The following is a 23,373-nucleotide window of genomic DNA, read 5'->3' as shown; positions in this document are numbered from 1 at the left end:
TTTCAGGGGTAAAGCCTTGTCTTGCCCCAGCCGCCTTTCGCGTCACGGCTGAAGACGACACGGTCATGCAGCCGGAACGGCCTGTCGTGCCAGAATTCAATCGCCTGCGGCACGATGCGGAAGCCCGACCAGTGTTTTGGCCGCGGAATGTCGCCGATCGCATGGCGCGCCGTGTATTCGGCCACCGCCTTTTCCAGCGCGAATCGGCTTTCCAGCGGGCGCGACTGTTTCGAGGCCCAGGCGCCGATGCGGCTGCCGCGCGGCCGCGTCGCATAGTAGGCATCGGCTTCAGCGTCGCTGACGATCTCCACCGGGCCGCGAATGCGCACTTGCCGGCGCAGCGATTTCCAATGGAAGCACATCGCCGCCTTCATGTTGCCAAGAATTTCCTGGCCCTTGGCGCTCTCGAAATTCGTGTAGAAGACAAACCCGCCTTCATCGAACCCCTTGAGCAACACCATACGCACATCCGGCATGCCGTCGGCATCGACGGTCGCCAGCGCCACGCCGTTGGGGTCGTTCGGCTCGCTTTTCGTGGCGTCGTCCAGCCATGCGGCAAAGAGGCGAAACGGCTCGGCAGCCTCGGTAAAGTCACTGCTTGTTAACTCTGTGTCACTCATAGTTTTTCTCTAATTGTCACGAAGCCAAGATTCTTACGAAGCAGGGGGAGGTTGCCGATTGTCGCGTATCGCGCAAGCTTTTGACAGCAGGCAATGGAGCGTTATCGCTTCGGCCAGCACGAAAGCCGCGATCGTGGCAGTTGCCTTGCCACTTGCCGCCTGTGGCGCCGGTGGCTTCAGCCTGGAAAAGGCCGAAGTCGACCGCTCGATCCTGACCAGCAGCACATCCGCCTCAGCCGCGTCGGCCAGTTCGGATCGCGATTCCGACCAAACGACGATCGGCAATGCGGTGTCCTCGGCTGACATCGAGCAGCTCGGCGGACAGGCCGTGCCGTGGGCCAATGCCGGCACCGGGTCACGCGGCTCCATCACCGGGCTGGCGGAGTTGAAGGACAACGGCCAGACCTGCCGCCGTTTCAAGGCCTCGCGCGAAAGCTTTGATGGCGTTGCCATGTTCGAAGGCGAACTGTGCCTGTCCAGCGCAGGCGGCTGGCGCATGCAGGACTTCAAGGCGCTCTGAGCCTGATCCGAACGTGATCGGGTCGGCTTGGCGAGTCTTTTCGCCGCCCGGTACGTCACCACTCTTGCCGATATCCCGATATCGGCTGCGATAAAAATCCTTCACCAATCCTCAGCCGCCGACTTTCGGATCAAGCTCTGATTTTCCGCCTTTGATATGCTGCTCCAGCACTGGAATTTGTTCCTATGCGAGCGCATATAGGAGGCAACCAGAGACTCAACTCTTCTCCAGGGCAGTAAGTATGCGCGACCCTTATGAGGTGCTGGGCGTTGCCAAGAACGCATCGGCCAAGGACATAAAATCGGCGTACCGGAAACTCGCCAAGAAGCATCATCCGGATCAGAATCCGAATGATCCCAAGGCGAAGGACCGTTTTGCCGCGGCCAACCAGGCCTACGAGATCGTCGGCGACGAGAAGAATCTTTCCGCTTTCGATCGTGGCGAGATTGACGCCGACGGCAAGCCGCGATTCCAGGGCTTTGAGGGCGCAGCCGGTGGCGGCGATCCCTTCGGCGGTTTCCGTCGGCAGCAGGGTCCGGGCGGTTCGCGATTCGAATTCCGCTCCGGCCGACCGGGCGGCGATCCGTTCGACGGCAACAGCGACATTTTCAGCCAGATTTTCGGCGACGCCTTTTCGGGCGCGCGTGGCTCCGGCGATCGCCGCCAGCCGGCGACATCAGCCGATCTGAACGTGACGCTCGACGTCACCATCGAGGAAGCGGCGACCGCTGAAAAGGTGACGGCGATGTTCCCTGACGGCCGCAAGGTGGCGGTCAAGCTGCCAGTCTATGTCGAGGATGGCCAGACCATCCGCCTGAAGGGGCAGGGCGAGCAAGGGCCGGGCCAGCCGGGCGATGCACTGGTCAAGATCCATCTGCGCCGGCATCCGCGCTACCGCATCGAGGGCCGCGACCTGCACGCCGATCTGCCGGTGGCGCTGGCGGATGCGGTGCTCGGCGCCAAGGTGCCGGTCGATACGCCGACCGGCAGGCTTGCAGTCAACGTTCCAGCCTGGTCGAGCTCCGACAAGGTCCTGCGGCTCAAGGGCAGGGGCCTGCCGGAAAAGGCCGGCGGCCACGGCGATCTCTACGCCCATGTGCGGATCATGCTGCCGGAGGGCGGCGATAGCGCGCTCGAAGCGCTGTTGCGCGGCCAAAAAGACTGATCGACGGCTTTTGTCCCCCGAACTGTCCGGTTTGAGCGCTTGAAGGGGCTCTGTGCCTGTGCGATAGGGCACTCCACAAAGCAGAAAAATCTTGCGGAGAGCGCTCACATGGCGGGTGGACAGGGCCTGATGGCCGGCAAGCGCGGCCTTATTCTTGGCGTCGCCAACAACAGATCGATCGCCTATGGCATCGCCAAGTCGTGCGTTGACCATGGCGCCGAGATCGCGCTGACCTATCAGGGCGAGGCGTTCAAGAAGCGCGTCGAGCCGCTGGCGGCGGAACTGGGCGCCTTTGTCGCTGGCCATTGCGACGTCACCGATCCGGCGAGTCTGGACGAGGTTTTCGCCAATGTCGCCAGGCATTGGGGCAAGCTTGATTTCCTTGTCCACGCCATCGCCTTCTCCGACAAGGACGAGCTGACCGGCCGTTATGTCGAAACGACGCGCGACAATTTCCTGCGCACCATGGACATTTCGGTCTATTCTTTCACCACCATTGCCAAGCGCGCCGAGGCGCTGATGACCAATGGTGGCTCGTTGCTGACGCTGACCTATTACGGCGCCGAAAAGGTGATGCCGCACTACAACGTCATGGGCGTTGCCAAGGCGGCGCTCGAGGCGAGCGTGCGCTACCTTGCCGTCGACCTCGGCGCCAAGAAGATCCGCGTCAACGCCATCTCGGCCGGCCCGATCAAGACGCTGGCCGCCTCCGGCATCGGCGATTTCCGCTACATCCTGAAGTGGAACGAATACAATTCGCCGCTGAAGCAGACGGTGACACAGGAGGAAGTCGGCGATTCCGGCGTCTATTTCCTGTCCGACCTGTCGCGCGGCGTCACCGGTGAAGTGCATCACGTCGATTCGGGCTACCACGTCGTCGGCATGAAGGCGGTCGACGCGCCGGACATTTCGACGGTCAAGGAATAACATCCACCAAACCGTCGTCCGTCCCGCTCCATCCGGAAGACCTGATGTACCCGCTGGTTTATATCGTGCGCCACGGCCAGACCGCGTGGAATGCCGAAGCCCGGCTTCAGGGGCAGGCCGACACCGACCTCAATGCGCTTGGCCGCGATCAGGCGACCGGCAACGGTCGCCAGTTGGCCGAGTTGATCCAAAATCCCGAGGATTTTGATTTCGTCGCCAGCCCGATGCGACGGACGCGCGAAACGATGCAGCGCATCCGCGCCGCGATGAAGCTCGATCCGGATGCCTATCGAACCGATCCTCGCCTGGTCGAAGTCAATTTCGGCGATTGGCAGGGATTTACCTTTGCCGAGCTCGAGACACGGTATCCCGGAGCGCGCAAGACACGCGCTCGGGACAAATGGAACTTTCAGCCGCCCGGTGAAGGCGCCGAGAGTTATCAGATGCTGCTCGTACGGGTGAAGCCCTGGTTCGACGCGATAGAACGCCAGACGATCTGCGTGGCGCATGGCGGCGTCATGCGCACCTTGTTTCGCTTCGTTCTGGGACTGGCCGAGAACGAGGCAGCAAACCTGGAAATACCACAGGATCGCTTGCTTAAGCTCGACGGCAAGAGCCTCGAGTGGCTTTAGGCTGCAAGAACAATTGGTTAGATTGGCTCAGCGAAAACTGAACCGCAAACACTGCATTCAATTGAGGCCGGAAGCTTCTAATTGGCCGAGCTGTCCGGAAGTTCCATGTCGGTGATGACGTTTTCACCATTGGTCACATCGTAGGCGATGACGATGTCCATGCCCGGCTTCAGCGCGTCGAGATCGGTCTCGGCGTTCAGCTTGTAGGACTTGCCGTCATCCAGCGTCAGCGTCGCCGTGTCCTTGTCGACTTTTTTGATCAGGCCTTCGGTCTGGCCGGCGAAAGCGGCAGTGGAAAGCAGCAGTGTGGCGGCAACGGCGCCAATCAGGGTACGCATAATCGTTCCTCTTTATCATTGCACCGGCATGGCGGCGGCCGTTCAACGGCGGATAGAGCAGAGCAGAAACCAACCGAATGTGTCAAAACTAAATCCGGCAGATCACAGTTTGACCCCTATGAAAAACGCCAATAGAAGGCAACCTTGAGCCGGCTCCGCTGCCGGGCAGGGTCATTTCATGTCTCACAACACGTTCGGCCACCTTTTCCGCGTCACCACCTGGGGCGAAAGCCATGGCCCGTCGCTCGGCTGCGTGGTTGACGGCTGTCCGCCAGGCATCCGCTTTACGCGCGACGAGATTCAGACCGAGCTCGACAAGCGCCGGCCGGGCCAGTCACGTTTCGTGACGCAGCGTCGCGAACCTGACGAGGTCAAGATCCTGTCAGGCTTCATCCTCGACGAGGACGGCGAGACGATGATCACCACCGGCACGCCGGTGTCGATGCTGATCGAGAATGTCGACCAACGCTCAAAGGATTATGGCGAGATCGCCCACCAATACCGGCCCGGCCATGCCGATTACACCTATGACGTCAAATACGGCGTGCGCGATTATCGTGGCGGCGGCCGCTCCTCGGCCCGCGAGACGGCAGCTAGAGTGGCAGCCGGTGCTTTGGCCCGCAAGGTGGTGCCCGGCGTGGTGGTGCGCGGCGCGCTGGTGTCGATGGGCGAAAAATCCATCGACCGCGCCAACTGGAACTGGAATTTCATCGGCGATGCGGAAAATCCGTTCTTCACCCCGGATCCGGCCTCCGTTCCCACCTTCACGCGGTATCTCGACGGCATCCGCAAGGCGGGCTCCTCGGTCGGCGCGGTGATCGAGATCGTCGCCGACGGCGTTCCGGCCGGCCTCGGCGCGCCGATCTATGCCAAGCTCGACCAGGACATCGCCTCTGGCCTGATGTCGATCAATGCCGTCAAGGGCGTCGAGATCGGCAACGGCTTCGAGGCCGCCCGCATCACAGGCGAGCAGAATGCCGACGAGATGCGCATCGGCAATGACGGCAAGCCGGTGTTCCTGTCCAACAATGCCGGCGGCATCCTGGGCGGGATCTCGACCGGTCAGGCAATCGTCGCCCGTTTCGCCGTCAAGCCGACCTCGTCGATCCTGACGCCGCGAAAGTCGATCGACAAGGACGGCAAGGACGTCGAGATCATGACCAAGGGCCGCCACGACCCATGCGTCGGCATCCGCGCCGTGCCGATCGGCGAGGCAATGGTTGCCTGCGTGATCGCCGATCACTATCTGCGGCATCGAGGACAGACAGGGAAGGGAATAGGCAGTAGGGAATAGACAGTAGGCCCACGATACAGCCTTTTTTCTTTCCCTACTGCCTACTCCCTATTCCCTGCGAGCGAAGCGAGCGTTCATGCCTTACGACCAGAAGAAAATCGTCGAAGCCCTGCGCGCTTTCGAACGCGGCGAGATCGTCGTCGTCATGGATGATGACGGGCGCGAGAACGAGGGCGATCTGATTGTCGCCGCCGTCCACTGCACGCCGGAAAAAATGGCGTTCATCGTTCGCCACACCTCCGGCATCGTCTGCACGCCGATGCCGCGCGAGGAAGCCAAGCGGCTGAACCTCGCGCCGATGGTCGCCGACAACGACTCCGCCCACACCACCGCCTTCACCGTCAGCGTCGATTTCAAGCATGGCACCACCACCGGCATTTCGGCCGAGGACCGCACGCTGACTGTTCGAAATCTTGCCAACGGCAATGTCGGCGGCTCGGATTTCGTCCGGCCTGGCCACATCTTCCCGCTGATTGCGCGCGAGGGCGGGGTGCTGATGCGCTCTGGTCATACCGAGGCCGCGGTCGATCTCTGCAAGCTCGCCGGCCTGCCGCCGGTCGGCGTCATTTCCGAGTTGGTCAACGATGACGGCACCGTCAAGCGCGGTCCGCAGGTGCAGGCTTTCGCCGAGGAGCATGGCCTGAAGCAGATCTCGGTCGCCGACCTCATTGCCTACCGGCAGCGCAAGGAAACACTGGTCGAGCGCGTCGCCTGCTCCGAAATCGACACGCTGGGCGGCAAGGCGCAGGTCTTCACCTACACGCTGCCCTGGGACTCCATGCATCACGTCGCCATCGTCTTCGGCGACATCCGCGACGGCGAGGACGTGCCGGTGCGCCTGCATTCCGAGGATGTGGTGACGGATGTCTTCGGCACCAGCCACCGGCTCGACGGCATCATGAAGTCGATGGGCGAGCGCAGGCGTGGCGTCATCGTCTATCTGCGCGAAGGCTCCGTCGGCGTCGCCCATCAGGAGCGCAAGCGGCCGACGAGCGGCGATCGTGAGGATCATGAAGAGGCCCGCCGCCGCGAAAACGAGTGGCGCGAGATCGGGCTCGGCGCGCAGATACTCAAGGATCTCGGCATTTCCTCGATCAACCTGATCGCCTCGCGCGAACGCCACTATGTCGGCCTCGAAGGTTTTGGCATCCATATCGCGAAGACCGAGATACTCTAGGTATGTCGATATTCAGGTGAGGCCGGCCTGACCCGAATCTCAACATACCCCGGCTATCACTCGGCCGGGATTGCCGCTTCGCATCCATCCAGTTCGCATTGGTGAGTGGCAAGGCTGCGCTGGCCAAGCAGCACGGTGGCCAGGGCGATTGTGCCTGAAGCCACCGAGACCCAGAACCCGTTCTGGGCGCCGAACGCATCCACCACGGCACCAGCGGCGAAGGAGCCGAGCGCCATGCCGATGCCGATGCCGGTCATGACCCAGGTGATGCCTTCGGTCAGCATCGCCTCCGGCACGTGCCGCTCGATCAGGCCGAAGGCGGTGATGAAGGTCGGCGAGATCGCCACACCGCTGATGAACACGGTCAGCGCCAGCAGTGGCACGGTGTCGGCGGTGAGCGGCAGCAGCGTGCCGAGCGCGACGAGGGCGACTGCGATGGCCAGCTGGCGTTGCAGCGGCGCCTTCAGGCTGAGCGCGCCGACGACGAGGCCGAGCACGAACGATCCCAGCGCATAAACGCCGATGACGAGGCTCGCGGCGCCCGGCTGGCCGAGTTCCTTGGTGATTGCCACCGTGCTCACTTCCGTCGTCGCGAAGGTCGCGCCGATGAAGATCAGGGCAAAGGTAATGATCTGCACCGGCCTGAGCCGGATTGCCGAGCCGCTCGAGACATGATTGACCGGCCGCACTTGCGGTTCGGTCGAACGCTGCAGGATGAAGGCTGTCGAGCCAAGGGCGAGGAATAGCGTGCTGACCAGGACACCAGCTTCCGGGAACAGGGCGGCACTCAAACCCACCGAAAGCGACGCACCGGCAATATAGACCAGCTCGTCCGCAGCCGACTCGAAGGCGAAGGCGGTGTTCATCTGCGACCGCCCGCGGAAAATCTCGGTCCAGCGCGCACGCACCATTGCCGGCATGCTGGGCATGGCGGCGGCCAGAAACGCCGACACGAACAACGTCCATACCGGCCAGTCCTGATTGGCCGCCGCTATCAGGACGGCGAAAGCCAGCACGGAAATGATGGTGGTCGGCACCACGATCCGTGTCTGACCCAGGCGATCCACCAGTCTCGATATCTGCGGCGCGACGAAAGCGTTGGCCAGCGCGTATGTCGCGGAGACGGCGCCAGCTAGCCAGTATTCACCACGCGTCTGCGACAGCATCGCCACGATGCCGATTGGGGCCATGGCGATCGGCAGGCGCGCGATGAACCCGGCGGCTGCAAAGCCCTTTGCTCCCGGGGCACGAAAGATTTCCGAATAGGGATTTTGCATGGGTGGTTCCTCGACAAAGGACGATTCGACAATTACATACGAAGCGTATGATTGTTAGATAGAGCATACGTCCCCCGCAAGGAGATGATTGCCGAGACGCGCGCCAAGCTGATCGCGGCGGCCCGCCATGCTTTCGGCACGATCGGCTACGCCGAAGCCTCGATGGATGATTTCACCGCCTCGGCCGGGTTGACGCGCGGCGCGCTCTATCATCATTTTGGCGACAAGAAGGGATTGCTGCAGGCAGTCATCGCCGAAATCGACGGAGAGATGGCGGCGCGCGTGAACGAAGTGGCGGCAAGAGCACCGACCCGCTGGCAGCGTTTCGTCGACGAATGCACGACCTATATCGAGATGGCGCTGGAGCCGGAAATCCAGCGCATCATGTTCCGCGATGGCCCGGCGGTTCTGGGGGATCCCGCGCAATGGCCGAATGCCAATGCGTGCATCGCTTCAATGACCGGCCATCTGACGACGCTGCAGGAGGAGGGGGTTGTCGTCTCCAGACTCGACCCCGAGACGGCCTCGCGGCTGATCAACGGGGCGAGCAGTCAGGCGGCGCAACGGATCGCCAATTCGAACGACCCCGAAGCGACGTCGGAAAAGGTGGTGACGGCGTTCAAGCAACTGCTCGAAGGCCTGCTCAAGAAGCCGGGTCCGCAATCGAGCTGAACTCCCATCGGTGGCCCGGCGCCATGTCCGGCAATTGACAATCGCCGGGTTGAGTTCATCCTCTGCCACCATCTCTGAGGGGAGATTCGGGGCATGTGGGATTTCGATATCGGCAGGTCGGTGTCCATCATGATGCGGACCTGGCCGTTCATTGTCTTTCGCATGATCGTGTATTTCGGCATCACGCTGGCCTACATCATGGCGACCGGCACCGGCGCCTCCGTCGGCTACGGCGTCGGCCATATCTCCACCGATCCCGACGGGCCGCTGTCCTTTGCCCTGTGGGGCGGCGTGGTCGGCTTCGGCATTGTCTCGATCGCCGTCTACTGGATCCGCGAATACATCCTCTATGTCGTCAAGGCCGGTCACATCGCCGTCATGGTCCATCTGATCGACGGCCGCGACATTCCCGGTGGCCAGGACCAGATTGCCTACGCCAAGGACATCGTGACCCAGCGTTTTGCCGAGGCCAACATCCTTTTCGTCGTCGACCAGCTGGTCAAGGGAGCCATCCGCGCCATCACAGGCCTGCTCGGCGGCATCGCCGCCTTCCTGCCGATTCCGGGCCTGAGCGGCCTGGTCTCCTTCATCAACACGGTGATCCGCCTGTCGCTGACCTATGTCGACGAGATCATCCTCGGCTACAACATCCGCATCAATTCAGCCTCGCCGTTCGAGACGGCGCGCCAAGGCGTCATGCTTTATGCCCAGAACGGCAAGGTCATGGTCAAGAACGCCGTCTGGCTGGCGGTCATCATGTGGGGCGTGTCCTTCGTCATCTTCCTGCTGATGCTGGCGCCCGCCGGCGCCATTCTCTTCCTGATGCCTGGCCAACTCGCCGGTTGGGCCTTCGTGCTCGCTATCGTCTTCGCCTGGGCCTTCAAGGCGGCGTTCATCGAGCCTTTCGCCATCGCCTGCCTGATGCAGGTCTATTTCAAGACCATCGCGGGCCAGGTGCCAGATCCGGCCTGGGACGCCCGGCTGGCCGAGGCGTCGTCGAAGTTCAGGGAGCTCAAGGACAAGGCGCTGGCCTCCTTCGGCGGCTCGCGCTGGGGCACGGCCGGCGCGACACGCTGATCCGGTGCGGCATCGACAGCGTTGAGACGCGCCACGGTTGACTTCAGCGGCACCTCACCTTGGCCGCAAAAGATCTCGCTCATGATCAACTCCGGCAGCGGCAGCCGCCTTCCCCATCCATGCGTTTCGAGATCCGGTCTCGGCGCGAACTCGGAAACACGGCCGACGCAGAGATAGGCGACCGGCGTCACATGATCGGGAATCGACAGCAGGCTTTTCAGCGCCTGCGCCTCGATGATGCTGACCCAGCCGACACCGACGCCTTCGGCGCGAGCCGCCAGCCAGAAATTCTGCACCGCGCAGACCGTGCTGTAGAGGTCCATCTCCGGATTGTGCAAGCGGCCCAGCGGCGAGCCCTTCGAACGCTGCCGGTCGCAGGTGATGCAGATGTTGAGCGCGCTTTCGCAGATGCCTTCCAGCTTGAGCTTGCGGTAGAGCGCCTGGCGCTCTTCCTCAATGGCGGGCAGTTCCTGCTCGCGCGCAGCCAGGAAAAGATCGCGCACCTTTTCCCGCCGCCCGGCATCGCGAATGACGATGAAGTTCCAAGGCTGCATGAAGCCGACCGACGGCGCATGATGAGCGGCAAGCAGCAGCCGCGCCAGCACCTCATCGTCGAGCGCGGTGGGCAGGAAATGGCTGCGCACGTCACGCCGCGTGAACATGGCGCGATAGACCGCATCGCGCGCTTTCTTGTCAAACCCATCGTCAATGGCAGTGGTCATGTGCTCCGGCATCGCTTGTCCCCTTGCGATTGCTATCGATGCCATCCGCCTGACCATGCGGATGACGATGCCTGCCAGGCCGGTCTTCTGGCTCGGGATCAACCCGCGTCCGGTGCCTTCCCGTCATCGACAGTGGCATTTACCGGCGCGGTCCCCCTTACAGCGTTGGGCACGCCACGGAATTCAACCGTGTTCCCGATTCTCCCGCTTGTGGCGGGCACCAGGCAGTGCCGGGGACCTTACGCTGAAGAGCGGAGGACGCCAATGCCCGCAGCGACACGAATGGACGCAGGCGTGATTTTCCCCAGTCATCGGCCGCCTGCGCATGGCCTTTGTCGATCCGGGTCACTAGATTAGGACGATGGCCACTCGTCTCTACACCCATCCGATCTTCCTCGAGCACCTCACGCCGCCCGGCCATCCCGAGCGGCCGGACCGCTTGCGCGCCATCGAGCGCGTGCTCGATGACGAAGCCTTTGCCGGGCTCGATCGCGTCCAGGCACCGGAAGGCGACGAGGCCACCATCCTCTATGCGCATCCCGCCGATTTCGTCGCCCGCGTTCGCGCCGCCATTCCCGACGAAGGGATCGCGCGCATCGACGCCGACACGTCAGTCAGCCCGAAGAGCTGGCAGGCGGCGATCACCGCGATCGGTGCCGCCAACGCCGCCGTTGACGACGTCTTTTCAGGCCGCGCCGACAACGTTTTCGTCGCCGCCCGGCCGCCCGGCCACCATGCCGAAAAGACCACGGCCATGGGCTTCTGCCTGTTCAACACAGCGGCGGTCGCGGCGCGTTATGCGCAGAAGAAACACGGTGTCGAGCGCGTTGCCGTCGTCGACTGGGACGTGCATCACGGCAACGGCACGCAGGATATTTTCTGGGACGATCCGTCGGTGCTCTATTGCTCGACGCACCAGATGCCGCTTTACCCCGGCACCGGGGCAAAAAGCGAAACCGGCGCCGGCAACATCGTCAACGCGCCGCTGGCGCCGCAGACCGGCAGTGAGGTTTTTCGCGATGCCTTCCTGTCGCGCGTGCTGCCGGCGCTCGATAATTTCGCGCCCGACCTGATCATCATTTCGGCCGGGTTCGACGCGCACCACCGCGACCCGCTGGCCGAGATCAACCTGACCGAGGATGATTTCGACTGGGCGACCGGCCAGCTGATGCAGAGCGCCGCGCGCCACAGCGGCAACCGGCTCGTCAGTCTGCTTGAGGGTGGCTACGATCTGCAGGGATTGGCATTTTCGGTCGCCGCCCATGTCGGGCGGCTGATGAAAGGATGAATGATGGCTGGTGAGACCAACGAAGACGTCAAGGCGATGAGCTTCGAACAGGCACTCGACGCGCTGGAGAAGATCGTCGATGATCTGGAGCGTGGCGACGTGCCGCTCGACCAGTCGATCAGGATCTATGAGCGCGGCGAGGCGCTGAAGGCACATTGCGACCGGCTGCTGAAGGCCGCCGAGGACAAGGTCGAGAAGATCAGGCTGTCGCGTGACGGCAAGCCGGTTGGAACGGAGCCGCTCGATGCGGACTGAGGCACGCAGCCGTCTCACGGACACGATCATGATTGAGGATAGAACTCGTCTCGATTGAAAACGCTCCAGGACAAGAGGAGATACGGAAGCGATGTGCAGAAACATCAAGACCCTGTTCAATTTTGACCCGCCCGCAACCAACGACGAAGTCCGGGACGCGGCACTTCAGTTTGTCCGCAAGCTGAGCGGAACGACGCGGCCCTCGAAGCAGAACCAGCATGCTTTCGACCACGCGGTCGAAGCCATTGCCGCATCGGCGCGCGAACTGCTCGATTCCATGGAAACCCATCAGCATCCGCGCAATCGCGAAGAGGTGGCGGCCAAACTGCGGGCAAAGGCGGCGATCCGCTTTGCCTGACGCGGCCAAGCAGGCATTGCCCGCTGACAAGGAGATCTCGTGAGCTTCTTTCCCGGAAACGACCCACAGGCCGGCGATGCCTTCGCCAGCGACCAGATCGAATTGATGGTCATCCCCAACGCCAAGGATATTGGCGGTTTCCAGGTGCGCCGCGCACTGCCGACCGCCAAGAGGCGGCTGGTCGGACCCTTCATCTTCTTCGACCGCATGGGTCCGGCGATCCTGCGGGCCGGCCAGGCACTGGATGTCCGTCCCCATCCGCATATCGGTCTGTCGACCGTCACCTATCTGTTCGACGGCAAGATCCGGCATCGCGATTCACTCGGCACCGAAATGGTCATCCAGCCCGGCGACGTGAATTTGATGACCGCTGGCCGCGGCATCGTCCATTCCGAGCGCACGCCGGAGGAACTGCGCGGCGCGCCGATGTCGATCTCCGGCCTGCAGACATGGCTGGCCTTGCCGGACGGCAAGGAAGAAGTGGCGCCGGTGTTCGAGAACACCGCAGCGCTACGGCTGCCCGAGATCGACGCAGAGGGCGTCAGCGGACGCGTCGTCATTGGTGATTTCCAGGGATTGCGGTCTCCGGTCAGGGCTGACTCCGACACGCTCTATGCCGACTTGCGCCTGACGCCCGGCGCCAGCGTGAAAATCCCGGCCGATGCAGAAGAACGCGCCATCTACACGCTGGAAGGCGAGGTCTCGATATCAGGCGACGTCTTTCCGGCCGAACGGCTGCTGGTGTTTCGGCCCGGTGACGAGATCGTCGTATCGTCGCTGATCGGCGCGCATTTCATGCTGTTTGGCGGCGCCTCGCTCGGCTCACAGCGCTACATCTGGTGGAATTTCGTCTCGTCATCCAAGGAACGCATCGAGCAGGCCAAGCAGGAATGGAACACGGGCCGTTTCGATATCGTTCCCGGAGATGAGGAAGAGTTTATTCCGCTGCCGGAAAGCTAATGCATGTCGCCCAAAAGTGGCCCCGGTTTTGGGAGAACGACATGCATAAGAACAAAGGCCACAGCCTGATCCGCGTCACTGATGCGCATTTACTTTCGCCGGCCGGCGGCCTATTTCGCCCATCAACCGAAAGCCTGACACCCGTGAACGCAACGCCGCATACGCCTCTTCTCGACAAGGTCCGTATCCCGGCCGACCTGCGCACGCTTGCCGAGAGCGACCTGCCGCAACTGGCATCCGAGCTTCGCGCCGAACTGATCGACGCCGTCTCCCGCACCGGCGGCCACCTTGGTGCCGGCCTTGGCGTGGTCGAGCTGACGGTGGCGCTGCACTATGTCTTCAACACGCCCGATGACCGGCTGATCTGGGATGTTGGCCACCAGGCCTATCCGCACAAGATCCTGACCGGTCGCCGCGACCGCATCCGCACTCTGCGCCAGGAAGGCGGCCTGTCCGGCTTCACCCGCCGCGCCGAGAGCGAGTACGATCCCTTCGGTGCGGCCCACTCCTCGACCTCGATATCGGCCGGCCTCGGCATGGCCGCTGCTCGCGACCTCTCCGGCGGCCGCAACAATGTCATCGCCGTCATCGGTGACGGCGCCATGTCTGCCGGCATGGCCTATGAGGCGATGAACAATGCCGGCGCGCTCGATGCACGGCTGATCGTCATCCTCAACGACAACGACATGTCGATCGCACCGCCAACCGGCGCGATGAGCGCCTATCTGGCGCGTTTGGCCTCGGGCAAGGCCTATGTCGGCCTGCGCGATTTCGGCAAGAAACTGACCTCCTACCTCGGCAAGCGGGCCGACCGTGCGATCACAAGGGCGGTCGAGCATGCACGCGGCTACGTCACCGGCGGCACGCTGTTCGAGGAGCTCGGTTTCTATCACATCGGCCCGATCGACGGTCACAATCTGGAGCATCTGATCCCGGTTCTGAAAAATGTCCGCGACAATGGCGAAGGCCCGGTGCTGATCCATGTCGTCACCCAGAAGGGCAAGGGCTACGCGCCGGCGGAGGCCGCCGCCGACAAGTATCACGGCGTCAACAAGTTCGACGTCATCACCGGCGCCCAAGCCAAGGCGCCGGCCAACGCACCGGCCTACACCAAAGTGTTTGCCGAAAGCCTGGTCCAGGAGGGCCGTGAAGACGACCGCATCGTCGCCGTCACCGCCGCCATGCCGGGCGGCACCGGCCTCGACCTGTTCGGCGAAGCGTTTCCGTCGCGGATTTTCGATGTCGGCATTGCCGAACAGCACGCGGTGACCTTTGCCGCTGGCCTCGCCACCGAAGGTTACAAGCCGTTCGCGGCGATCTATTCGACCTTCCTGCAGCGCGCCTACGACCAGGTCGTCCACGACGTCGCCATCCAGAAATTGCCGGTGCGCTTTCCCATCGACCGCGCCGGCTTCGTCGGCGCCGATGGCGCCACCCATTGCGGCGCTTTCGACACCACTTTCCTGGCGACCTTGCCGGGTTTCGTCGTCATGGCGGCGGCCGACGAGGCGGAGTTGCGCCACATGGTGCGCACCGCGGCGAGTTATGATGAGGGCCCGATCGCCTTCCGCTATCCGCGCGGCAACGGCGTCGGCGTCGACATGCCGGAACGGGGCTCGGTGCTCGAAATCGGCAAGGGCCGCATCGTCAAGGAGGGCACCAAGGTAGCGCTGCTGTCCTTCGGCACGCGGCTGCAGGATTGTCTGATCGCCGCCGAGGAGCTTGGCGCTGCCGGGCTCTCCACCACGGTCGCCGATGCCCGTTTCGCCAAGCCGCTCGACGAGGATCTGATCCGGCGGCTGGCCCGCTCGCATGAGGTTCTGGTGACGGTGGAGGAAGGCGCCGTCGGCGGCTTCGCCAGCCACGTACTGCAGTTCCTCGCCCACGAAGGCCTGCTGGAAAGCGGCCTGAAGGTGCGCCCGCTGGTGCTGCCCGACGCGTTCACCGACCATGCCAAGCCGGAAAAGATGTATGCCGATGCAGGGCTCGACGCAGCCGGCATTGTGCGCACGGTCTTCGTCGCGCTCGGGCACAGCACTCACGCCCAGCGCGCCTGAATCAAAGTCTCAAAGACTTGAATCAGTTTGCCGGCCAACGATCTTAACGCATTGTTTACGCTAACGTTTGGCTTTTCGCTTACCGTGTCTCTTGGCCGTTTTTCAACGGCGCCCTGCTAGTCGTTGATCAGGCAGGGAGACAACAACAATGAAAACGCTTCTGTGCGGCGTAGCGCTTTGCGCCGTCCTCGTCGCGCCGGCCGTCGCCGAAACGCGCTATGATCGCAGCCTCGAAAAGGCGGCAGTGGGCATCGTCGCCGGCAAGATGGGCAATATCCGCGGCGGTTTTTCCTACAAGCAGGTGCCGCAGCTTGTGGTCGTGCCGGGAGCAGCGCCAGCGGCCGTGACCGAACGCCCACGCGAGGAAGCAACAGGCAAGCCGGCCGACGGTCTGTCGCCCGCCGTGGAACGGCAGGTTTCGCGAACCATTTTCTAAATTGAAGGCCAGTAAACCTAGAGCTGCCTAAGAGGGTATGATCGGAGTCGGTCTGCCGGCCGATGCCTTTCCATGCCGCCATGCAGGCGATGTCAAAAGGTTATTCCTCCGCCGGCACCGCTTGTTTCGCCGGTTTCTCGGATCGCCAGGATTTCATGGCGTGGCGGGCGCGGTCGGCCAAGACGGCGAGGCGTCCGCGCAGGCTTCGTCCGCCCATCACCGATGACAAGGTCACCGAATGCGTCGCAAAGCGGCGCTTGAAATCCTCGCCGCCGCAGAGAAAATCGACCGTGGTCAAGCCCCGGTCAAGCGACCACTGGATGTAATCCATCATCAGGACCATGCCCGGCGAGGCACGCTCGAAGGCCGGGTCATAGGTCGTGACGAACGCCATCATCGTTCCATGCTGCTCGAAATTGATCGAGATGGCGATGATCTCGTTTTCGCGTTCGAGCACGAAGATGCGCAGCAATCCGAGTCCGGCCAGCACGGAGACCAGCGCTGCCAGAGCGGTGGAGCCTTCGTCGAAGAGGTCCGAAACGCGGCCGTGCTTCGCCAGCCATAGCCGCTTCAGCGCCGCGACGCGCTCGAGCACGGGCTCGCGGGCTTCGTGCGCTTCCATCAGGCGGAAGCGTAGCGCGCCGCCTTCCTCCATGAATTTGCGGCCACGGCGATAGTTTTGCCGGACTTTTTTCGATTGGCTTTCGAACCATTGCGCGCCGCCTTGCCAGGCGCCAGCGACACGATAGCTGACCTCGCTGCGGTGATTTGGTTGCAAGATCGTGCCGTGGCCTGGGGCGGCGGAGCCGAGCAGGGCCGGCAATCGAGCATCGGGCAAAAGACGATTCAGATAGACAAGGTCGAAGCCGCCATCGTCGAGAATGCGTTGCCAGAGCTGCCGCAGGATCTGCAGGTCGCAATCGGGGGCAAGCAGGACATCGCCATAATCGCAGTGGTCCTTCGCCGCCCATTCCAGGACGCGGATGCCGGAGCGCCTGAAGGTCGCGAGCGCAATGACCGCCACGAGCCGCTCGTCGCTCCAGACCAACCCGATCCTGAGGCCGCGCCGCTCCTGATGCGGCGTCGTGCGCCACCACGCCGAGATCCAGTCCGGATGCTGGAAAACGAGGCCGCCGGCGCGTTGCCAGAGCGCCGCCCAGGCGGGCGCGATCTCTGCCAGGCGTGCATCCGAAGTTGCAACTTCGATCCGGTGCGTTCGCGGCAGCCGGCACACGACGGGCCCGTTCAAGGCTTGGCCCTTTGCGAGGATTGCTGTGGCTCGGGCTTGTCGGTTCGGAAATGTCTGGCGATCTGCCACCACATCCGCTTCAGCGGCATGATATAGAGCCCTGCGAGCGACTGATAGTCGCGCACGTTGCGTTCGATTAACCCGAATTTGAAGTCCTCGTCGGGTCTCGGAACGCATAGAGTTCCAAAGAGCCGATCCCAGAACGAGAAGAGCAGTCCGAAGTTCTTGTCGTAGTGGCGCGGGTCCGTGCTGTGGTGCAACTGATGCCAGTGCGGGCACAAGATCAGGTTGTTCAGCGGCCCAAACGAGATCTTGAAATGCGTGTGCCTGACGAAATCCATCATCAGGATGTTGCGTATGATGTAGACGTTGACGCCGAAGACCGTCAGCTCAACGAGGTTCAGCGACACCAGCGACCAGATGCCGAAGCAGATGCCGGGAATGACGCCGTCCCAGGCGCGGTTCATCAATTCGTCGAGCGGGTGGACGCGGTCCTTGGTGATGCCGACCATCACCTCGGCCGAATGGTGCACCTTGTGCAGTTCCCAGAGCACCGGGTAGCGGTGCTGGGCGACGTGATAGAGATAATACGAAATGTCGTAGGCGAGCAGCATGGTGATGGTGAAGATGGTCACCGTCACCGGCCCTGCCGGACCCTCGATCAGGGGCGGCTGGATCGCCAGGAGCGTCGAGAGCAGCCAGTTCGTTGCATAGCCCACGGCGCTGACAAAGACGATGCCGGCAGGCAGCATGAGGAATGGCATGAGTGCCTTCCTCGTTACCCAGAACAAAAGGTCGGCCCTCGCCGAGGGATGAGTGATCACCTCGTGCGGGACCGCGAACTCGAAGAATTCTTTCCAGCTCTTTTTCTCGACCGTGCGCCAATAGGCGACGAGGGCGCTGGCCAAAGCGGTCAGCAACAGAAGTCCGGTCGCCAGCAGTCCGGCGCCGGAAATCCGGTCAAGCACCTTGTAGACTATGTCGCTGGCCATTTCCAAGATTGACGCCTCTTCATCCCGTCTTGCGGGCTGTCGCAGTCATAACATTCAGTCCTCAAGCAAATGCGACGAAAATAGGTTAACAATCTATGAGATTTCTGGAATTCGGGACAATGGTCTGCAAACGGCGACGCCGCGTGCTTCGGCAATCACACGCCTCAGCGAGTGTAGTTTTCACAGGATGTGGGCGTGACAGAACTAACCACCGTCGTCTCAAAGCCCAATATTGCCGGGATGATGGTTGGAGTGGGTGACGAATGCCTCCCTCAATGCCCGGCTGGCGCCCTTGCTATCGTCGTCGGCTTTCGCCATGAAGGCCGATGAATTCACCTCTGCAAGCCAGCACACGCCAGCGGCTCGACGACCTGCTCGTCCAGCGCGGGCTGTTTGCCAGCCGCTCGCGTGCCCGCGACGCGGTCGAACGCGGCACGGTGACGGTCGACGGTGTCCTCGCCCGCAAGCCCGGCCAGAGTGTTTTGCCGCAATGCCTGATTGCCATTGACGATCCGGCGCAGGGCTATGTGTCGCGCGCGGCACTCAAGCTGATCGGTGGACTCGACCATTTCGGCCTCGATCCTGCTGGCTGCGAGGCGCTCGACGTCGGCGCCTCGACCGGCGGCTTTACTCAGGTTCTGCTGGAGCGTGGCGCTGCTCATGTCACCGCGATCGATGTCGGGCGTGGCCAGATGCACCCTGATGTCGGAGACGATCCGCGTGTGACGGTGATAGAGGGCCTGAACGCCCGCGATCTCACAGCCGCCGATCTTGGCGGTCGTATTCCGGATTTCATTGTGTCCGATGTCAGCTTCATTTCGCTGAAACTGGCGATGCCACCGGCGCTTGGCCTTGCGAAGGCTGGCGCCAAGGCCATGTTTCTGGTCAAGCCGCAATTCGAGGCTGGTCGCGAAGCGATCGGCAAGGGTGGTCTGTTGAAAGATCCCTACGACGCCTCCCGTGTCGCCGGCTTGCTGCAGGATTGGCTGGACGCCGTTCCCGGTTGGCGCTCGCTCGGGCTGCATTTGTCGCCGATCGAGGGCGGCGACGGCAATCGCGAATTCCTGCTCGGTGGGATCAAGGACCGATGAGCGCGCGCTTCAGCATCAGGAAACTTGGCGCCCAGGGCGACGGCATCGCTGAGACCGAGACAGGCGATCTGTTCATTCCCTTCACACTGCCCGGCGAAACGGTCACCGCCGCGCGCGAAAGGGATCGCGCCATGCTTATGGCGGTGCTGGAAGCCTCGCCGCTGCGCGTCGATCCCGCCTGCCGCCATTTCACCGAATGCGGCGGTTGCGCGCTCCAGCATTTCGAAGCCGAAGCCTATCGCCAGTGGAAACGCGAAAAGGTGGCGCACACCTTGAAGGGCAAAGGCATCGATTGCGAGATCGGCGAACTGGTCGCCTGCGCGCCGCACACGCGCCGCCGCGTCGTGCTTGCCGCCCGGCGCACCGATACAGGCATGCTGCTCGGCTTCCATCGCCATCTGTCGCCGGAGATCATCTCCATCGAGGAATGCCCAATCTCGCTGCCGGAGATCGTCGCCGCGCTCGATCGCTTGAAGGCGCTCGCCGAATTGGTTTGCGCCACCACCAAATCGTTCCGCATGACGGTCACCGTGACCGGTTCAGGCCTTGATATCGCAGTCTATGAGTCAGGCAAGTTGGGCGAGAACCAGCGTCGGGTCGCCTCCAACTTCGTCATGGCCCAGGGATTTGCCCGGCTTTCGATCGACGACGAGATCGTCATCGAACCCAAAAAGCCGGTGGTCACGTTCGGCGGCGTGGCCGTTGCCATTCCGCCGGGCGCCTTCCTGCAGGCAACCGAGGCCGCGGAACAGGCGATGGCCGATATTGTCGGCGGACATCTGAAGCGTGCCAAGAAGGTGGCGGATCTTTTCGCCGGTTGCGGCAGCTTTGCCTTGCGGCTGGCAGTGAAATCGGAAGTCCATGCGGTGGAGGGTGATGCGGCAGCCCTTTCGGCGCTCGACCGGGGATCGCGCTTCGCGACCGGCCTGAAGCGGGTGACGGGCGAACGCCGCGACCTGTTCCGCAGGCCGCTGACGTTCAAGGAATTGAATGCCTTCGATGGCGTGGTGTTCGACCCGCCGCGCGCGGGCGCCGAAGACCAGTCGAAGCAGATCGCCCGTTCGGATGTGCCGTACGTCGCCGCGGTGTCCTGCAATCCGGTGACGTTGGCTCGCGACCTGCGCATCCTCATCGATGGCGGTTACACCTTGAAAAGCGTGACGCCGATCGACCAGTTCCTGTGGTCGCCGCATGTCGAGGCAGTGGCGCTGCTGGAGAAGCCGAAGCGGCGGCGGTAGCCGGAGGCTTCGGCTCCTACGAGCTTGGCGACAGTCGTTTCGACGTGCCGCCCCGTTGGTTGATTGACACCCAGGTGTTTGGGTTCTGCTGCGACTGGCGTTTCAGGAAGTAATAGCCGGTCGCGTTCCAAGGCCTGATCTCATTGACCAGATTGTCCAGGACAAGATCGCCCTTGTCGGTTTTCACCGTCAGAATGGTGTGGCCTTCATTGTCCAGGTCGCGCACCACGGTCATCAGCAGCGCCTGCCGGGGGAATCCCGCTTCCAGAAGAAGCTTGCGCTTGTAGAGCGCGTAGATCTTGCAGTCACCCTTGCCGTCCACGGGGTAATCCCAGTGGTCCGCCATCGTGCCCCAATGATCGAAATTGCTGACGGGCTTGATGGAGCTGTTCGCCTTGTGATTTATCCGCTTGAGGATGCGCAGCTTCTGCGGAGTGAGCTTGACATTCGCGGCCGGCAGAGCGGGCACCTTGCACTCTTTTGGCCGGCGATGGCAGAAATCGATCCAACCGTAGGGGACGCTGGTGCTTCCACCAACGGCGGCAGAGCGCAACCCATCCACGGAAGATTGCGTCGATCGCGACTTGAACCATGTCGACTGTGCCGCCGCCGGGCTGGCTTGCAGCGATGTCGCACCAATCAACGAAACAAAGCCAAGCAGCAAAGACGAAGTCAGGACTGGGGAATGCCGCATTGCCAAAACCACCATCGCAACGAGGAAGCTGGTGCTGCGTTCGTGCGCAAAAGGCAGCCCAGGCACTTAAACACTTAATAATTTCCTAACGTGGATTGTGTTCACTTCAAGGTACCGACAGGGCTTCAGGCTTAAAAGCGCAAGCATGGGCCCGTCCCGACAAAATACGCTCCACGATGCGCTCAAACCCGCGTGCCGCCCACCGTCATCTGGTTCATCCTCAAATGCGGCTGGCCGACGCCGACCGGCACGCCCTGTCCGGCCTTGCCGCACATGCCGATGCCGGTGTCGAGCTTCATGTCGTTGCCGATCATCGCAACGCGGTGCATGGCGTCCGGCCCGTTACCGATCAGCATGGCGCCCTTGATCGGCTGTGTCACCTTGCCGTTCTCGATCATGTAAGCCTCAGTGCAGCCGAAGACGAACTTGCCGGAGGTGATGTCGACCTGGCCGCCGCCGAAGGAGACGGCATAGATGCCGTTCTTGACCGAGGCGATGATTTCGTCCGGCTCCATATCGCCTGATGTCATGTAGGTATTGGTCATGCGTGGCATCGGCTGGTGGGCGTAGCCCTCGCGCCTGCCGTTGCCGGTCGCCTTCATGCCCATCAGCCGGGCGTTCTGGCGATCCTGCATGTAGCCGACCAGTTTGCCGTCTTCGATCAGCACATTGCGGGCCGAAGGCGTGCCTTCGTCGTCGACGGTGAGCGAGCCGCGCCGCTCGGGCATGGTGCCGTCGTCGACGACGGTGACCCCCTTGGCGGCGACCTGCTGGCCCAGCAAGCCGGCGAAGGCCGAGGTCTTCTTGCGATTGAAGTCGCCTTCCAGCCCATGGCCGACGGCCTCGTGCAGCATGACGCCCGGCCAGCCGCTGGACAGCACGATGTCGAATGTGCCGGCCGGCGCCGGTATGGCCTCGAGATTGACCAGGGCTTGCCTGAGCGCTTCCTTGGCGGCGTGCTTCCAGCTGTCCTCGACCAGGAACTCGCCAAACGCCTTGCGGCCACCCATGCCGTAGGAGCCGCTCTCCTGGCGGTCGCCATTGCCGACCACGACAGAGACGTTGATGCGGACCAGCGGGCGGATGTCGCGCACCACCTGGCCGTCGGCGCGCACGATCTCGACATGCTGCCAGGAGGCGGCAAGCGATGCCGAAACCTGGCGAACGCGCGGATCCTCGGCGCGCAGCCAGGCGTCGATTTCCTGCAGCAGCTTTGCCTTGGCCTCGAAGGAAGGCGAGGGGATCGGGTTCTCGTCGCCATAGAGATGGCGGTTGGTGCGGGCAGGCGCCGCGGCAAGCGTGCCGGAATAACCACCCTTGACGGTTGAAACGGCGTCGGCCGCGCGAAGCAGCGAGGCCTCGGACAGGTCGCTGGAATGGGCATAGCCGCTGGCTTCGCCGGCGACGGCACGCAGGCCAAAACCCTGGTCGGTGTTGAAGTTGGCGGTCTTCAGCCGGCCATTGTCGAACATCAGCGCTTCGCTCTCGCTGTATTCGAGGAACAGCTCGCCGTCGTCGGCGCCGTTGATGGTCTCGGTAACGATCTGCTTGATGCGATCGTCTGAAATGTCGAATTGGCCGATCAGGCTGTTCATGGCGCGTCCGTTCACAGGAGGAATGGGTCTTTGCCACGATGTAGGCGCGAAGGCGCGTCGAGACAATCGTCCCGTCGCATTGCGAAGACAAATGCGCTCCGCCGACTACCGTCGACGTCGCTTCTCTCAGGGGAGGGCAGCGAAGCCGTCGGCGAAACCCTTGAGGTCAACCGGGATGCCGATGCCCTCTTCCGGGGTCTGGAAGACGATGAAGGTGGCCGACGTGCCGGTCTTCAGCGTGTCGAGCAGCGGCTTTTCGAGAATGACTTCTGCATAGCAGCCGTCCTGGAAGCAGCGCACGAAATAGGCGCGGCCAATATCCTTGCCGTCGACATTGAGGCCGAGCCCGTTGGGCAAAAGCACGCCGAGCGGCGCCAGCACGCGCAGGATCTCAGCCTTGTTGTCGGCGGTGCGCAGCACGACGACCGACAGTCCCATCTCCGGACGGTCCTCGGCCACGACGTTCTGCATCATCACGCATTGTTCCGAGGTGGCGCCGGCCGGCGTGTCACAGATGATCGACCACGCGCCATGCGTAGAGCGCACCGTGCCGCTCGGTTGCGCGGCGTTGGCCGTGCCGGACAGGCCGATACCAGACAGGGCGGCGAGAAAGATGACCTTCGCCAAGGTTCTCGAAAGCCAAGGGATCATGACGGCTCCATTGCGAATCACGGCACTTTAAGCCGCGCCAAAGCCAAGTAAAGGACGAGACCGCAGCCGGTCTGCCCCGAAAAAGCCA

At 62.8% G+C, this 23,373-nt stretch carries 24 protein-coding genes, 1 pseudogene and 1 riboswitch; of the genes and pseudogenes, 16 read left to right on the top strand and 9 right to left on the bottom strand.

The window, feature by feature from the left end:
• Nucleotides 1-2 precede the first annotated feature (2 nt).
• Nucleotides 3-620 carry a pyridoxamine 5'-phosphate oxidase gene (gene pdxH / locus ASD12_RS01475; protein ID WP_056581100.1) on the bottom strand — a complete coding sequence of 206 codons (618 nt, stop codon included), beginning with the start codon at nt 618-620 and terminating at the stop codon, nt 3-5.
• A 58-nt stretch (nt 621-678) separates the two neighbouring features.
• On the opposite strand from pdxH, the gene ASD12_RS01470 reads away from it, so the two are divergent.
• The 4 genes from ASD12_RS01470 (at nt 679) to ASD12_RS01455 (ending at nt 3,864) form a co-directional block, all read left to right on the top strand.
• Nucleotides 679-1,140, top strand: coding sequence for an RT0821/Lpp0805 family surface protein (locus ASD12_RS01470; RefSeq protein WP_056581098.1), 462 nt, complete (start codon nt 679-681; stop codon nt 1,138-1,140).
• A gap of 241 nt (nt 1,141-1,381) precedes the next feature.
• Nucleotides 1,382-2,305 carry a J domain-containing protein gene (locus ASD12_RS01465; protein WP_056581095.1) on the top strand — a complete coding sequence of 308 codons (924 nt, stop codon included), beginning with the start codon at nt 1,382-1,384 and terminating at the stop codon, nt 2,303-2,305.
• A gap of 108 nt (nt 2,306-2,413) precedes the next feature.
• Nucleotides 2,414-3,232 (top strand): enoyl-ACP reductase FabI, encoded by an 819-nt coding sequence (gene fabI, locus ASD12_RS01460; RefSeq protein WP_056581092.1) that lies wholly within the window; start codon nt 2,414-2,416, stop codon nt 3,230-3,232.
• Nucleotides 3,233-3,276: 44 nt separating this feature from the next.
• Nucleotides 3,277-3,864 carry a histidine phosphatase family protein gene (locus ASD12_RS01455; protein ID WP_056581089.1) on the top strand — a complete coding sequence of 196 codons (588 nt, stop codon included), beginning with the start codon at nt 3,277-3,279 and terminating at the stop codon, nt 3,862-3,864.
• A 77-nt stretch (nt 3,865-3,941) separates the two neighbouring features.
• On the opposite strand, the gene ASD12_RS01450 is transcribed toward ASD12_RS01455, so the two are convergent.
• Nucleotides 3,942-4,202 (bottom strand): DUF1344 domain-containing protein, encoded by a 261-nt coding sequence (locus ASD12_RS01450; RefSeq protein WP_056581086.1) that lies wholly within the window; start codon nt 4,200-4,202, stop codon nt 3,942-3,944.
• A 178-nt stretch (nt 4,203-4,380) separates the two neighbouring features.
• Here ASD12_RS01450 and aroC point away from each other — a divergent pair, with 178 nt between their 5' ends.
• Nucleotides 4,381-5,496 carry a chorismate synthase gene (aroC, locus tag ASD12_RS01445; RefSeq protein WP_056581083.1) on the top strand — a complete coding sequence of 372 codons (1,116 nt, stop codon included), beginning with the start codon at nt 4,381-4,383 and terminating at the stop codon, nt 5,494-5,496.
• Nucleotides 5,497-5,572: 76 nt separating this feature from the next.
• The gene (gene ribB, locus ASD12_RS01440) at nt 5,573-6,673 is read left to right on the top strand and encodes a 3,4-dihydroxy-2-butanone-4-phosphate synthase (RefSeq protein ID WP_056581080.1); all 1,101 of its coding nucleotides are present in this window, start codon (nt 5,573-5,575) and stop codon (nt 6,671-6,673) included.
• A 56-nt stretch (nt 6,674-6,729) separates the two neighbouring features.
• On the opposite strand, the gene ASD12_RS01435 is transcribed toward ribB, so the two are convergent.
• The gene (locus tag ASD12_RS01435) at nt 6,730-7,950 is read right to left on the bottom strand and encodes an MFS transporter (RefSeq protein ID WP_056581078.1); all 1,221 of its coding nucleotides are present in this window, start codon (nt 7,948-7,950) and stop codon (nt 6,730-6,732) included.
• Between the two features lie 84 nt (nt 7,951-8,034).
• On the opposite strand from ASD12_RS01435, the gene ASD12_RS01430 reads away from it, so the two are divergent.
• Both ASD12_RS01430 and ASD12_RS33895 read left to right on the top strand, forming a co-directional pair.
• Entirely contained in the window at nt 8,035-8,622 is a 588-nt protein-coding gene (locus ASD12_RS01430; RefSeq protein WP_056581075.1) for a TetR/AcrR family transcriptional regulator, read from the top strand.
• A gap of 93 nt (nt 8,623-8,715) precedes the next feature.
• Nucleotides 8,716-9,699, top strand: coding sequence for a hypothetical protein (locus ASD12_RS33895; RefSeq protein ID WP_056581072.1), 984 nt, complete (start codon nt 8,716-8,718; stop codon nt 9,697-9,699).
• 74 nt (nt 9,700-9,773) lie between these two features.
• Here the strand turns inward: ASD12_RS33895 and bluB are convergent.
• Nucleotides 9,774-10,433: pseudogene (bluB, locus tag ASD12_RS32630) on the bottom strand (5,6-dimethylbenzimidazole synthase); the annotation flags it as partial.
• A 47-nt stretch (nt 10,434-10,480) separates the two neighbouring features.
• Nucleotides 10,481-10,661: riboswitch (cobalamin riboswitch) on the bottom strand.
• A 121-nt stretch (nt 10,662-10,782) separates the two neighbouring features.
• Here bluB and ASD12_RS01420 point away from each other — a divergent pair.
• The 6 genes from ASD12_RS01420 to ASD12_RS01395 all read left to right on the top strand — a co-directional run bounded on the left by ASD12_RS01420 (nt 10,783) and on the right by ASD12_RS01395 (nt 15,775).
• Entirely contained in the window at nt 10,783-11,709 is a 927-nt protein-coding gene (locus ASD12_RS01420) for a histone deacetylase family protein (protein ID WP_056581070.1), read from the top strand.
• A 3-nt stretch (nt 11,710-11,712) separates the two neighbouring features.
• The gene (locus ASD12_RS01415; protein ID WP_013532792.1) at nt 11,713-11,964 is read left to right on the top strand and encodes an exodeoxyribonuclease VII small subunit; all 252 of its coding nucleotides are present in this window, start codon (nt 11,713-11,715) and stop codon (nt 11,962-11,964) included.
• A 91-nt stretch (nt 11,965-12,055) separates the two neighbouring features.
• Entirely contained in the window at nt 12,056-12,322 is a 267-nt protein-coding gene (locus ASD12_RS01410; protein WP_056581067.1) for a DUF2277 domain-containing protein, read from the top strand.
• Between the two features lie 39 nt (nt 12,323-12,361).
• Nucleotides 12,362-13,282: a pirin family protein gene (locus ASD12_RS01405; protein WP_056581064.1), complete on the top strand. Its 921-nt coding sequence runs from the start codon at nt 12,362-12,364 to the stop codon at nt 13,280-13,282.
• A 143-nt stretch (nt 13,283-13,425) separates the two neighbouring features.
• Nucleotides 13,426-15,339, top strand: coding sequence for a 1-deoxy-D-xylulose-5-phosphate synthase (dxs, locus tag ASD12_RS01400; protein ID WP_056581911.1), 1,914 nt, complete (start codon nt 13,426-13,428; stop codon nt 15,337-15,339).
• A gap of 148 nt (nt 15,340-15,487) precedes the next feature.
• Nucleotides 15,488-15,775 (top strand): hypothetical protein, encoded by a 288-nt coding sequence (locus ASD12_RS01395; RefSeq protein ID WP_056581061.1) that lies wholly within the window; start codon nt 15,488-15,490, stop codon nt 15,773-15,775.
• Between the two features lie 100 nt (nt 15,776-15,875).
• Here ASD12_RS01395 and ASD12_RS01390 read toward each other — a convergent pair whose 3' ends face one another.
• Entirely contained in the window at nt 15,876-17,024 is a 1,149-nt protein-coding gene (locus tag ASD12_RS01390) for a GNAT family N-acetyltransferase (RefSeq protein WP_056581058.1), read from the bottom strand.
• Nucleotides 17,021-18,016: a sterol desaturase family protein gene (locus ASD12_RS01385; RefSeq protein WP_056581055.1), complete on the bottom strand. Its 996-nt coding sequence runs from the start codon at nt 18,014-18,016 to the stop codon at nt 17,021-17,023. The genes ASD12_RS01390 and ASD12_RS01385 overlap by 4 nt, the downstream gene beginning before the upstream one ends.
• Before the next feature lie 326 nt (nt 18,017-18,342).
• On the opposite strand from ASD12_RS01385, the gene ASD12_RS01380 reads away from it, so the two are divergent.
• Both ASD12_RS01380 and ASD12_RS01375 read left to right on the top strand, forming a co-directional pair.
• Nucleotides 18,343-19,107 carry a TlyA family RNA methyltransferase gene (locus tag ASD12_RS01380; RefSeq protein ID WP_056581052.1) on the top strand — a complete coding sequence of 255 codons (765 nt, stop codon included), beginning with the start codon at nt 18,343-18,345 and terminating at the stop codon, nt 19,105-19,107.
• Nucleotides 19,104-20,345, top strand: a complete 1,242-nt coding sequence (locus ASD12_RS01375; protein WP_056581049.1) for a class I SAM-dependent RNA methyltransferase — start codon at nt 19,104-19,106, stop codon at nt 20,343-20,345. Before ASD12_RS01380 ends, ASD12_RS01375 begins: the two co-directional genes overlap by 4 nt.
• A 16-nt stretch (nt 20,346-20,361) precedes the next feature.
• Here ASD12_RS01375 and ASD12_RS01370 read toward each other — a convergent pair whose 3' ends face one another.
• From ASD12_RS01370 to ASD12_RS01360, 3 genes are all read right to left on the bottom strand, one after another.
• On the bottom strand, nt 20,362-21,039 hold the full coding sequence (locus tag ASD12_RS01370) for a transglutaminase-like cysteine peptidase (protein ID WP_056581910.1): 678 nt from the start codon (nt 21,037-21,039) through the stop codon (nt 20,362-20,364).
• Between the two features lie 182 nt (nt 21,040-21,221).
• Complete coding sequence (gene tldD, locus ASD12_RS01365) at nt 21,222-22,634, bottom strand: metalloprotease TldD (RefSeq protein ID WP_056581047.1); 1,413 nt, start codon at nt 22,632-22,634, stop codon at nt 21,222-21,224.
• Between the two features lie 126 nt (nt 22,635-22,760).
• On the bottom strand, nt 22,761-23,285 hold the full coding sequence (locus ASD12_RS01360; RefSeq protein WP_056581044.1) for an invasion associated locus B family protein: 525 nt from the start codon (nt 23,283-23,285) through the stop codon (nt 22,761-22,763).
• Nucleotides 23,286-23,373: the final 88 nt, after the last annotated feature.

The sequence above is a fragment of the Mesorhizobium sp. Root102 genome (assembly GCF_001425625.1).
GTDB lineage: Bacteria > Pseudomonadota > Alphaproteobacteria > Rhizobiales > Rhizobiaceae > Mesorhizobium.
Note: the sequence above shows the minus strand (reverse complement) of the source record. Positions and strands in the feature narration are given on the sequence as shown.